Origin of the sequence: Bradyrhizobium sp., assembly GCF_028868675.1 — a bacterium.
GTDB lineage: Bacteria > Pseudomonadota > Alphaproteobacteria > Rhizobiales > Xanthobacteraceae > Bradyrhizobium.
Window position 1 is genome coordinate 1 of the sequence record NZ_JAGWUA010000156.1, and the last position, 11,654, is coordinate 11,654.

Genomic DNA, 11,654 nt, shown 5'->3' on the forward strand with positions numbered 1-11,654 from the left:
CTCGCCGCCGAGCTGAAGGGGCTGGGCCTCGCCGACGCGCATCTCGACGAGCACGGCTATGTCTATGCGACCATCCCGGCCACGACGCCGAAGAAGGTGCCGGTGATCTGCTTCTGCTCGCACATGGACACCTCGCCCGACTGCACCGGGGCCAACGTCAAGCCGCAGCTCGTGAAGAATTATCAGGGCGGCGACATCGTGCTGCCGGCCGATCCCGCCCAGGTGATCCGCGCCGCCGAGCACCCCGCGCTCAAGGACCAGATCGGCCATGACATCATCACGACCGACGGCACCACGCTGCTGGGGGCCGACAACAAGGCCGGCCTCGCCGAGATCATGGATGCCGCGCGCTTCCTGATCCAGAACCCGCAGATCAAGCACGGCGCCATCAAGATCCTGTTCACACCCGACGAGGAGATCGGCCGCGGCGTCGACAAGGTCGATGTGAAGAAGCTCGGCGCCGACTTCGCCTACACGATGGACGGCGAAAGCGCCGGCCATATCGAGGACGAGACCTTTTCGGCCGACGGCGCCACCATCACCATCCACGGCGTCAGCGCCCATCCCGGCTACGCCAAGGGCAAGATGGAGCACGCGATCAAGATCGCGTCCGCCATCGTCGAGCGCCTGCCGAAGGAGGGCTGCTCGCCCGAGACCACCTCGGGCAAGCAGGGGTTTCTGCATCCGATCGGCGTCTCCGGCTCGCTGGAGCAGGCGACGCTGTCCTTCATCGTGCGCGACTTCAGCGAGGAAGGATTGAAGGAGAAGGAGGCGCTGCTCGAGACCATCGTCAAGGACGTGATGAAGGACTATCCGCGCTCGACCTATCGGTTCGAGGTCAAGGAGCAGTATCGCAACATGAAGCAGGTGATCGACCGTCACCCGCATGTGCTCGAATATGCCATCGAGGCGATCCGCCGCGCCGGCCTGCGCCCGATGCGCACCGCGATCCGCGGCGGCACCGACGGCTCGCGCCTCTCCTTCATGGGCCTGCCCTGCCCCAACATCTTCGCCGGCGAGCACGCCTTCCACTCGCGCCTTGAATGGGTCAGCCGGCAGGACATGGAGAAGGCGGCGCAGACCATCGTGCATCTCGCCATGATCTGGGAAGAGCGGGCGTAGGATCGGTGCAAGATCGCGGCTGATGTGACTGACCCGCCGCACAGGCCGCGATCCGCTGCGGGCCGGTGCAAGCGCGTCCTGGAACCGGGCGGCGAGGAGCGGGTTGGTGCGCGGACGTTCGTTCCCGGGCGGCCGACCGGAGGCGCGCATGACATCCATCGAGCTGACCAAGCGCAATCTGGTGCTGTGCGGCGGAACAATTGCCGCGCTCGCAACCGCCGGCATGATGCGGCCCGCGCCGGGCGAGAGCGTCGGCGAAAAGCTCAAGGAGATCGTCACCAGCAAGACAGGCGAAGAGGTCTCGCCGCCGGAGGACCTGATGCGCGAGCACGGGGTGCTCGACCGCGTGCTCCTGCTTTACGAGGCCGGTATCCGCAAATTTGCGGCGAAGGAGGATTTCGACCCCGCCCTGCTGCAGCAGTCCGGCGAAATCATCCGCGACTTCATCAACGACTACCATGAGAAGTCGGAGGAGGAGCACGTGTTTCCGCGCTTCAGGAAGGCCGGCAAGATGGTCGACCTGGTCGACACGCTGCTGCAGCAGCACCGGGCGGGGCGCAAGCTCACCGCGACGATCATTCGCCTTGCACCCTCCGGCCGCGACGATGGCGATGACCGCAACCAGCTCGTGTCGAGCATGCAGTCGTTCATCACCATGTACCGGCCGCATGCCGCTCGCGAGGACACCGACCTGTTTCCCAAGCTCAAGGACGTGGTGTCGTCCCACGAATACGATTCGATGGCCGAGGATTTCGAGAAGGAAGAACACCGGCTGTTCGGCGAGGACGGTTTTGAGAAGATGGCCGCGCGCGTCGCGCAACTCGAGCAGCGGATGGGCATCCACGACCTCAATCAGTTCACGCCGCGCTGAGCTCCCGGACTCCGAGACCTGCATGGCTGAAGGCGATCGTTGCCGAAATGCTGCCCGAAGGACAGCGCAACCTGGCTTGTGGCCTCTACTACGCCGGCTATGGCGCCGGCTGGCTGGTCGGTAGCCTCGTCAGCGGCATCCTGTACGAGCACTCCATTCCCGCCCTGATCGGCTTCTCGATGGCGGTGCAACTGTCATCGTTGCCGATCTTCATCCTGGCGCGGCGAAGGCAGCCGGCCCGTGCGTGAGGCCGGGGCGCTTGTTGGCCCGACTCCCTACGCGCCCTACAATGCGCCGAACCAGCGAGGCGATCGCATGAGCTTCTATCGAGACACGATTGTCCCCTGGCTGACGCATCTGGCGATGCGGCAGGCGCAGCTCGTGCCGTACCGGTCGCGGGTCGCATCCGGCGCCACCGGCCGCGTGCTGGAGATGGGAATAGGCCCGGGTCTCAATCTTCCCTTCTATCCCCCGGCCGTGACCGCGGTCATCGGCCTCGACCCCTCGGCAAGCCTGCTGCAGATCGCTCGCGACGCCAGTCGGAGCAGCGCGGTTCCGGTCGAGCTGATCGAGGGCACGGCGGAGGCGATCCCGCTGGAACGAGCCAGCGTGGACACCGTGGTGACGACCTGGACCATGTGCAGCATCCCCAATCTCGGCCAGGCGCTGTCGGAAGCGCGCCGGATCCTGAAGCCCGGCGGCAAGCTCCTGTTCGTCGAGCACGGCCGCGCGCCCGAGCCGCGCGTGCAATGGTGGCAGGACCATCTGACGCCGCCATGGAAATGCATTTCCGGCGGCTGTCACCTCAATCGCGCCATCGCCGAACTGATCCGCGAGAGCGGCTTTTCCATCGAAGACCTCCATCAGGGCTACATTCAGGGGCCAAAGCCGATGACGTTCCTATATGAAGGGACGGCCGTGCCTCGCTGAGGATCTTGCTCTGACGCCGCCCGGCAGAAGCGGCATCCGGGGAATGTTAGACGTGGATAACCACGACCACCATGACGGCCATCATCACCATCACGGCGGCCACGCCGGACATGCCCATACCCATGCTCACGGCGGCGCGCACGTCCATGCGCCCGCCGATTTCGGCAAGGCATTTGCGATCGGAATCACGCTCAACATCGGGCTGGTCGTCGCGGAGGGGGCCTTCGGCTACCTCGCCAATTCCACCGCACTGCTCGCCGACGCCGGCCACAATTTGAGCGACGTGCTCGGCCTCGTGGTGGCCTGGGGCGCCTCGGTCGCGGCCAAGCGCGCGCCGAGCGGCCGCTTCACCTACGGCTTCCGCGCCTCCACCATCCTGGCGGCGCTCGCCAACGCCGTCTTCCTGCTGGTCGCGATCGGCGCGATCGGCTGGGAGGCGATCCTGCGGCTGCGGGAGCCGGAGCCGGTCGCCGGCATCACGGTGATGGCGGTCGCCGGCATCGGCATCCTCGTCAATGGCGCCACCGCGCTGCTGTTCGCCGGCGGTCGCAAGGACGACATCAACATCGAGGGCGCCTTCCTGCACATGGCGGCGGATGCTGCGATCTCGCTCGGCGTCGTCATCTCGGCAGGCCTGATCGTCTGGACCGGCTGGCTCTGGCTCGATCCGGTCACGAGCCTTGCGATCTGCGCCACCATCCTCTGGGGCACCACCAGCCTGTTGCGCAGCTCCGTCGACATGTCGATGGCCGCGGCCCCGCGCGGCACCGACCTTGCTGCGATCAGGGAATTTCTGGCGCGGCGGCCGGGCGTATCCGCGATCCACGACCTCCACGTCTGGCCGATCAGCACGACCGAGACGGCGCTGACCTGCCACCTCGTGATGCCGGGCGGCCACCCCGGCGACGGCTTTCTGATGGAAACCGCGCATCTGCTGCAGACGTCGTTCGGCATCGGCCACGCCACGCTGCAGATCGAGACGCACCCCGACAACGGTTGCGCGCTCGCGCCCGACGATGTGGTGTGAAGGAGCGCCCGCTGCCTACGACGTCCTCGCCGTCACGATCCAGACCGAGCCCTGCAGCAACACCGCTTGTCCCCTGGCGAACGGCGCCAGCACCTCGCGGATCGAATTCCTGGCGGCCTCGCGCACTTCCGGCGGATGGCCTTCGAGCGCGCGGGTGGCCGGACCGATCTGCAGCGCGCCCTCCACCGCGGCCTCGAGGCCGCCGCCGATCGCGACGTCCATCGGCAGATTGTGCGCCTGCATCGCGACGCCGGCGAATCCCGCGTCCTTGAGGATACGCATCACCCGCTCCTCGGAAGCGAAGGCGAACGGGCCGGGATCCTCGGGCCCGACCGGCGGCATCTTCGGCACGTGCCTGTACACCGCCTGCAGCGGCGCCATCATCCAGGGATTTTCGCGCGGCTCGCGCCAGCAGATGAAGGCGAGCCGCCCCGACGGCTTCAGGGCGCGGCGAAGATTGCTGAAGGACGCGACCGGATCGGAAAAGAACATCACGCCGAAGCGCGAGGTCATGAGATCGAAGCTCGCGGGCTCGAAAGCATGGACGGTGGCATCGGCCTGCACGAAATCGAGCGGCAGGCCCTTCGGGGCGGTGGCGCGCGCCTGCGCCAGCATGGGAGCCGAGACGTCGAGGCCGAGCGCAAAGCCGTTCGGCGCCACCGCGCGCGCAAACGCCACCGTCGTCGCGCCGGAGCCGCACCCGACGTCCAGCACGCGCTCGCCCGGTCTTGGCGCCGCACGCTCGATCAGGACGTCGGCGATCGGCCCGAGTAAGATCTCCTGCGATGCCTGCCGGTCGGCCCAGCGCTGCCCGCTCGGTCCGTTCCAATACGCGATCTGGTCGGCGTTGGCCTCGTGTCCGCTCGGCAAACTCATGACAACCCTTTCCATCGTCGGCAGCCCGGCTACCGACCCCGTCCGCGCGAGGTGACGCGCATCGGCAAACCATCGGAGGGTCGTAGCGTAATTCTCTGCAGGGGCCAAACTTTGACGTCGGGCAGCAGCGCGATGTCGAAGCGCCGCGTCAGGACGGCGAGCACGATTGTCGCCTCCTGCAGGGCGAAGGCGGCGCCGATGCAGGTGCGCGGGCCGGTCCCGAACGGCAGATAGGTGTAGCGCGGGATGGCGCCGCGCGCCTCCGGCAGGAAGCGCGACGGATCGAACACGTCCGGCCGCTCCCACAGCGCCCGATGCCGGTGCAGCACGTAGGGTGCGATCACGATCAGCGAGCGCGCTTTCACCTCGACGTCGCCGAGCGTATCCGCGCGCTCCGCCATCCGGCTCAGCGCCGCGATCGGCGGATAGAGCCGCAGCGTCTCCTCGACGACGGCCCGCGTCACGGCCAGACGGTCGGCGAGGCCCTCGACCGGACCATCCAGTTCGCGCTCGGCCTCCTCCCGCACCCGCGCGCGCCAGTCGGCCGATTGCGACAGCAGGAAGATCGACCAGGCCAGCGTGTTCGCGGTGGTCTCATGCCCGGCCGAGAGGAAGGTGAGGATGTTCGACCTCACCTCGGCGAACGACATCGCGCGCCCGGTCGACGGATCGAGCGCGCGCAACAGCAGCGTCAGGAGATCGGACGGACCGTCGCCGGAGGGCTGCGATGCCAGCCGCGTCCGGCGCGCCTCGATGATCTCCTCGATGATTCCTTCGAAATAGGCCATGGTCCGGCGCAGGCGCCCCTGTCCGGGCCGCGGCACCGATGGCGGCACGCCCAGCAGATCGAGCGCACCGATGCGGCCGATCACGGCAAAATAGCCGTTCATCGCGGTGCGGAATTCGTCATAGTCGCGGGCGATGCCGTCGGAGAAGATGGTCAAGGCAAGCACGTTGAGCGTGATCAGCGTCATCTCCGCGACCATGTCGACGGTGCTCTCGGCGCCGAGAGTCCGCCAGCGTTCGGCGAGCCGGTCCGCCGCCGCCAGCATGGAAGCGGTGAAGGAGGCGACCGTCCGCCGCGCGAACAGCGGCGCCAGCGTGCGGCGCTGCACGTCCCAGCGTTCGCCCTCGACGCTCAACAGCCCATCGCCGAGGCCGGTCGCCAGGATACGGCGCTGGATCGGGTCCTTGCGGTAGTTGCCGGCATTGTCGACCAGCACGTGCCGGATCGCTGCGGGATCGTGAACGAGGTGGGCCGTCGTGAAGGGCAGTCTCACTCTGGCAATCGGCTCGCGAAAATACTCCGCGCTCCAGCATTCCAGGGGGTTGCGCCTCAGGGTCGCGAGCAGGCTGAGCAAACCCAGCCGCCGGTCCTGCGGACGGGGCGCCGGCGGCCGAAACTCCTCCCCGATTCCGGGCTCGGAAATGCGCAACATCGAAACCGACAATGCAAAGTTGAAAGCAACAATAAACAAAGCCGGAGTTTCGCCAGAGTTCCGCGCCGCGTCCAGTCCGTGCCGGCATGACGCGGACTGGCTGGAACCTTCCGCCCTTGCAGATCCACCCAGGGCAGGGCTAAAGAGGCGACTGGGGCGGTTAGCTCAGCTGGTTAGAGCATCTCGTTTACACCGAGAGGGTCCGCGGTTCGAATCCGTGACCGCCCACCAGCATTCACTCACTCGCTTCTCGAGCGACGGCTTGCCAGGTCAGCCAAGGCCAGCGCGAAGCAAGCGAAGGCCGGCTCACCGGAGAATTTCGGCTCGACGATCCAAAGCTCAATCCCTCAGCCGGCCCGATAGGCCGGACACGACATCGATCCACACTGCCGCCGACTGACACCAGACCTGCCGCGCTCGCCGCAAAAATGCTGAAAGCGCGCGTCCTCCCAAGACAAGAGCGGCGCCCGAAGGCGCCGCTCCATCATGTCTCGTCGCGATCTCAGTGGGCGGTCAGGCCGCCGGCGGCTTCGTCGCCGTCCGGCTTCACCGTCACCTTGGTGTCCTCTTCCCAGACGATCGGCACCGGCTTCTTCACCAGCGCGCGGGCGACGACGTCGTCGAGACGCGAGACCGGGATGATCTCCATGCCGCCCTTGATCGCATCGGAAATCTCCGTGAGATCCTTGGCGTTGTCCTCGGGGATCAGCACCGTCTTGATGCCGCCGCGGGCGGCCGCCAAGAGCTTCTCCTTCAGCCCGCCGATCGGCAGCACGCGGCCGCGCAGCGTGATCTCGCCGGTCATCGCGACGTCGTGGCGGACCGGAATGCCGGTCATCACCGAGATGATCGCGGTGGCCATCGCGACGCCCGCGGACGGACCGTCCTTCGGGGTTGCGCCCTCCGGCACGTGGACATGAATGTCGCGCCGGTCGAACAGCGGCGGTTCGATGCCGTAGACGATCGCGCGCGAGCGAACATAGGACGCCGCCGCCGAGATCGATTCCTTCATCACGTCGCGCAAGTTTCCGGTGACCGTCATCTTGCCCTTGCCGGGCATCATGACGCCTTCGATCGTCAGGAGCTCGCCGCCGACATCGGTCCAGGCCAGGCCCGTGACGATGCCGACCTGCGGTTCGCTTTCGATCTCGCCGAAGCGGAATTTCGGCACGCCGAGGAACTCCTCCAGAGTCTTCTCGGTGACCTTGACCGACTTCCTCTTGGAGATCGTCAGCTCCTTCACCGCCTTGCGGGCGAGCGTGGAGAGCTCACGCTCCAGATTGCGCACGCCCGCCTCGCGGGTGTAGCGGCGGATCAGAAGCAGAAGCGCGTCGTCGTCGATCGACCATTCCTTGGAATCCAGGCCGTGCTTGGACACCGCGTTCGGGATCAGGTGTTTGCGCGCGATCTCGACCTTCTCGTTTTCGGTGTAGCCGGCGATCCGGATGATCTCCATGCGGTCCATCAGCGGGCCCGGAATATTGAGCGTATTCGCGGTCGTGATGAACATGACGTTGGAGAGATCGTAGTCGACCTCGAGATAGTGGTCGTTGAAGGTCGAGTTCTGCTCGGGGTCCAGCACCTCGAGCAGCGCCGAGGACGGATCGCCGCGGAAGTCGGCGCCCATCTTGTCGATCTCGTCGAGCAGGAACAGCGGGTTCGAGGTCTTGGCCTTGCGCATCGACTGGATGATCTTGCCGGGCATCGAGCCGATATAGGTGCGGCGGTGACCGCGGATCTCGGCTTCGTCGCGCACGCCGCCGAGCGAGACGCGCACGAATTCGCGCCCCGTGGCCTTCGCGATCGACTTGCCGAGCGAGGTCTTGCCGACGCCGGGAGGCCCGACCAGGCACAGGATCGGCCCGGTCAGCTTGTTGGCGCGCGACTGCACCGCGAGATACTCGATGATGCGGTCCTTGACCTTCTCGAGCCCGTGATGGTCGGCGTCCAGGATCGCCTGCGCCGCCGGCAGGTCCTTCTTGACCTTGGACTTCTTGTTCCACGGAATCGACAGCAGCCAATCGAGATAGTTGCGCACGACGGTGGCTTCCGCCGACATCGGCGACATCTGGCGCAGCTTCTTCAGCTCGTGCTGCGCCTTCTCGCGCGCTTCCTTGGAAAGCTTGGTCTTGGCGATCTTCTCCTCGAGGTCGGCGAGTTCGTCGCGACCGTCGTCGTCGCCGAGCTCCTTCTGGATCGCCTTCATCTGCTCGTTGAGATAGTACTCGCGCTGCGTCTTCTCCATCTGGCGCTTGACGCGCGAGCGGATCCGCTTCTCGACCTGCAGCACCGAGATCTCGCTCTCCATCAGCCCCAGCACCTTCTCCAGGCGCGAGGTGACCGACAGCGTCTCCAGGATGCCCTGGCGATCGGCGATCTTGACGGCGAGATGGGAGGCAACGGTGTCGGCGAGCTTGGCGAAATCGGTGATCGCCTGCACCACGCCGACGACCTCGGCGGAGATCTTCTTGTTGAGCTTCACGTAGCTCTCGAAGTCCGACACGACCGAGCGCGCCAGCGCTTCCGCCTCGACCGACTTCGCATCGGTATCGGCGAGCGCGACCGCGGTCGCCTCGTAATAGTCGGCGCGTTCGGTGTATTTCTGCACGCGCGCGCGCTCGAGCCCCTCGACCAGCACCTTCACGGTGCCGTCGGGCAGCTTCAGGAGCTGCAGCACGCTGGCGAGCGTCCCGGTCTCGTAGATCGCATCGGGCGCAGGATCGTCGTCGGAGGCGTTCTTCTGCGTCGCCAGCATGATCAGCGCGTCGTTCTTCATCACCTCTTCGAGCGCGCGGATCGATTTCTCGCGGCCAACGAAGAGGGGCACGATCATGTGCGGGAAGACGACGATGTCGCGCAGCGGCAGCACGGGATAGGCGTGCGTCTCGCCGTGGACGATCGTTGGCCGGGGTTTGGGACTCGTCATGGCCTGTTCCTTTTGTTTTGCCCCCGTGCACGCAGCCCGCCGTCGAGGCGCGACCACCACAAGGTGCCGAGATGATCCTATCGAGCGGTCCTGATCGGATTCGGACCGGCACCGCCGGACCAGCATTCAAGGCGAATCTTCGGAGAGAACTCCATTCGCCGATGCCATTAGGTGGCTATCGCCGCGGGGGGTGTCAAGTCATTGAAAAATACCCGCCATTCATTGCTTGCGGGCTGTCATGCGACACGACGATAGCTGCGGGAATACGCTTCCGCAGCCATCGGATCCGGCGATACGATTCCGCCTGTCGGCGCCACGTCAGGCGCTGGCGTTCTCGACGGCGCGGTCGGAGCGATCCGCGTAGATGTAGAGCGGACGCGCCGTGCCTTCCACCACCTCGCGGGAGATCACGACCTCCTCGACGCCTTCCAGGCCCGGCAGGTCGAACATGGTCTCGAGCAGGATGGCCTCGAGGATCGAGCGCAGCCCGCGCGCGCCGGTCTTGCGCTCGATCGCCTTGCGGGCGACCGCGCCAAGCGCCTCGTCGGCGAAGGTCAGCTCGATGTTTTCCATCTCGAACAGCCGCTGGTATTGTTTCACCAGCGCGTTCTTGGGCTCGGTCAGGATCTTCTTCAGCGAGGTCTCGTCGAGGTCTTCCAGGGTCGCGACCACGGGCAGACGGCCGACGAATTCGGGGATCAGGCCGTACTTCAGCAGATCCTCCGGCTCGACGTGGCGGAAGATCTCGCCGGTCCGGCGGTCCTCCGGCGCCATCACCTGCGCCGCAAAGCCGATCGAGGTCGAACGGCCGCGCGCGGAGATGATCTTCTCCAGGCCCGCGAAGGCACCGCCGCAGATGAACAGGATGTTGGTGGTATCCACCTGCAGGAACTCCTGCTGCGGATGCTTGCGGCCGCCCTGCGGCGGCACCGAGGCCACTGTGCCTTCCATGATCTTCAGGAGAGCCTGCTGCACGCCCTCGCCGGACACGTCGCGGGTGATCGACGGATTGTCGGACTTGCGGCTGATCTTGTCGATCTCGTCGATGTAGACGATGCCGCGCTGCGCGCGCTCGACGTTGTAGTCGGCGGCCTGCAGCAGCTTCAGGATGATGTTCTCGACGTCCTCGCCGACATAGCCGGCTTCGGTCAGCGTCGTGGCGTCGGCCATCGTGAAGGGAACGTCCAGGATGCGGGCGAGCGTCTGGGCGAGCAGCGTCTTGCCCGAGCCGGTCGGACCGATCAGCAGGATGTTGGACTTCGCGAGTTCGACGTCGTTGTGCTTGGTCTGGTGGTTGAGGCGCTTGTAGTGGTTGTGCACCGCGACCGACAGCACTTTCTTGGCATGGCTCTGGCCGATCACGTAATCGTCCAGCACCTTGCAGATTTCCTTCGGCGTCGGAATGCCGTCGCGCGACTTCACGAGCGAGGACTTGTTCTCCTCGCGGATGATATCCATGCAGAGTTCGACGCACTCGTCGCAGATGAAGACGGTGGGACCCGCGATCAGCTTGCGAACTTCGTGCTGGCTCTTGCCGCAGAACGAGCAATACAACGTGTTCTTGGAGTCGCTCGTACCGACCTTACTCATTCATGTCTCCGTCCGCGGTTCGATCCATCTCCGCCCGATCGCACCATTTTGGCAAAACCGCCGTCATGGCGTTGAGATAGAGCAAATTCCGTACCAAAAAAGACCCTGCGCGCTACACGCCGCGCGAATCACGGTCACTCGATTCTCCCGCGATCATAACCGAACAGTCGTAGCCAACCATGCTGTCACCCGACTATCAAGAATTCGCTAATCGGACGGCCGCCGGATACCCGTTACAATACCGTGATTTAGCGGCCTGGCACGGGCGAACTGATCGAAATCAGGCCGGCGTTGCCGGATTACCACGAAAAAACCGGCACGAAAGCGGAACTTTTCTCCTGCCGCAGGGCGCAAAAACGTTTCGCGTCATTTCGCGAACGCACCATTAACGTCAATGCCGCCCTGACGTCGCCCCTCTCCTCAAGGCGCCTTCGCGACCGCGGGCTCTTCGGCGCGCTTGTCGATCACCTTGTCGACCAGTCCGAAGGCCTTGGCGTCGTCGGCGGTCAGGAACTTGTCGCGTTCCAGCGCGTCCTCGATCGCCTTGTAGGTCTGGCCGGTGTGCTTCACGTAGATCTCGTTGAGCCGCTTCTTCAGGTTCAGGATTTCCTGCGCGTGCAGCATGATGTCGGTGGCCTGGCCCTGGAAGCCGCCGGAGGGCTGGTGCACCATGATGCGCGAGTTCGGCAGCGAGAAGCGCATATCCTTCTCGCCGGCGGCGAGCAGCAGGGAGCCCATCGAGGCGGCCTGCCCCGTGCACAACGTCGACACCGGCGGACGGATGAACTGCATGGTGTCGTAGATCGCGAGTCCCGACGTCACCACCCCGCCCGGCGAGTTGATGTACATCGAGATTTCCTTCTTCGGATTCTC

Annotated in this window: 10 protein-coding genes and 1 tRNA gene; 6 read left to right on the top strand and 5 right to left on the bottom strand. The window is 65.6% G+C overall.

The genetic code is table 11. The features are described from left to right. The 5 genes from pepT to KGM94_RS18485 form a co-directional block, all read left to right on the top strand. Positions 1-1,122 (top strand): peptidase T (gene pepT, locus KGM94_RS18465; protein ID WP_300262494.1); only part of this gene is annotated, 1,122 nt, incomplete at its 5' end. Positions 1,123-1,270: 148 nt separating this feature from the next. Next, on the top strand, positions 1,271-1,993 hold the full coding sequence (locus KGM94_RS18470) for a hemerythrin domain-containing protein (RefSeq protein WP_300262497.1): 723 nt from the start codon (positions 1,271-1,273) through the stop codon (positions 1,991-1,993). Between the two features lie 47 nt (positions 1,994-2,040). Next, positions 2,041-2,241 carry a hypothetical protein gene (locus KGM94_RS18475; protein ID WP_300262500.1) on the top strand — a complete coding sequence of 67 codons (201 nt, stop codon included), beginning with the start codon at positions 2,041-2,043 and terminating at the stop codon, positions 2,239-2,241. 67 nt (positions 2,242-2,308) lie between these two features. Next, positions 2,309-2,923: a class I SAM-dependent methyltransferase gene (locus KGM94_RS18480; RefSeq protein WP_300262502.1), complete on the top strand. Its 615-nt coding sequence runs from the start codon at positions 2,309-2,311 to the stop codon at positions 2,921-2,923. Positions 2,924-2,975: 52 nt separating this feature from the next. Beyond that, positions 2,976-3,950: a cation diffusion facilitator family transporter gene (locus tag KGM94_RS18485; protein ID WP_300262505.1), complete on the top strand. Its 975-nt coding sequence runs from the start codon at positions 2,976-2,978 to the stop codon at positions 3,948-3,950. Positions 3,951-3,965: 15 nt separating this feature from the next. On the opposite strand, the gene KGM94_RS18490 is transcribed toward KGM94_RS18485, so the two are convergent. Both KGM94_RS18490 and KGM94_RS18495 read right to left on the bottom strand, forming a co-directional pair. Then, positions 3,966-4,826, bottom strand: a complete 861-nt coding sequence (locus KGM94_RS18490; RefSeq protein ID WP_300262508.1) for a methyltransferase domain-containing protein — start codon at positions 4,824-4,826, stop codon at positions 3,966-3,968. 29 nt (positions 4,827-4,855) lie between these two features. Then, positions 4,856-6,265, bottom strand: coding sequence for a cytochrome P450 (locus KGM94_RS18495; protein WP_300262511.1), 1,410 nt, complete (start codon positions 6,263-6,265; stop codon positions 4,856-4,858). Positions 6,266-6,419: 154 nt separating this feature from the next. On the opposite strand from KGM94_RS18495, the gene KGM94_RS18500 reads away from it, so the two are divergent. Continuing rightward, positions 6,420-6,496 (top strand) — tRNA-Val (locus tag KGM94_RS18500). Between the two features lie 271 nt (positions 6,497-6,767). Here KGM94_RS18500 and lon read toward each other — a convergent pair. The 3 genes from lon to KGM94_RS18515 all read right to left on the bottom strand — a co-directional run. After that, positions 6,768-9,191 carry an endopeptidase La gene (gene lon / locus KGM94_RS18505; RefSeq protein ID WP_300262514.1) on the bottom strand — a complete coding sequence of 808 codons (2,424 nt, stop codon included), beginning with the start codon at positions 9,189-9,191 and terminating at the stop codon, positions 6,768-6,770. A 318-nt stretch (positions 9,192-9,509) separates the two neighbouring features. Next, on the bottom strand, positions 9,510-10,781 hold the full coding sequence (gene clpX, locus KGM94_RS18510; RefSeq protein WP_018320118.1) for an ATP-dependent Clp protease ATP-binding subunit ClpX: 1,272 nt from the start codon (positions 10,779-10,781) through the stop codon (positions 9,510-9,512). 420 nt (positions 10,782-11,201) lie between these two features. After that, the coding region (locus tag KGM94_RS18515) for an ATP-dependent Clp protease proteolytic subunit (protein WP_300262519.1) at positions 11,202-11,654 on the bottom strand (453 nt) is incomplete at its 5' end.

Coding starts and splice junctions, on each gene's coding strand:
- KGM94_RS18470 (WP_300262497.1), top strand. CDS start 1,271: ATGACATCCATCGAGCTGACCAAGCGCAATCTGGTGCTGTGCGGCGGA.
- KGM94_RS18475 (WP_300262500.1), top strand. CDS start 2,041: ATGCTGCCCGAAGGACAGCGCAACCTGGCTTGTGGCCTCTACTACGCC.
- KGM94_RS18480 (WP_300262502.1), top strand. CDS start 2,309: ATGAGCTTCTATCGAGACACGATTGTCCCCTGGCTGACGCATCTGGCG.
- KGM94_RS18490 (WP_300262508.1), bottom strand. CDS start 4,826: ATGAGTTTGCCGAGCGGACACGAGGCCAACGCCGACCAGATCGCGTAT.
- KGM94_RS18495 (WP_300262511.1), bottom strand. CDS start 6,265: ATGTTGCGCATTTCCGAGCCCGGAATCGGGGAGGAGTTTCGGCCGCCG.
- lon (WP_300262514.1), bottom strand. CDS start 9,191: ATGACGAGTCCCAAACCCCGGCCAACGATCGTCCACGGCGAGACGCAC.
- clpX (WP_018320118.1), bottom strand. CDS start 10,781: ATGAGTAAGGTCGGTACGAGCGACTCCAAGAACACGTTGTATTGCTCG.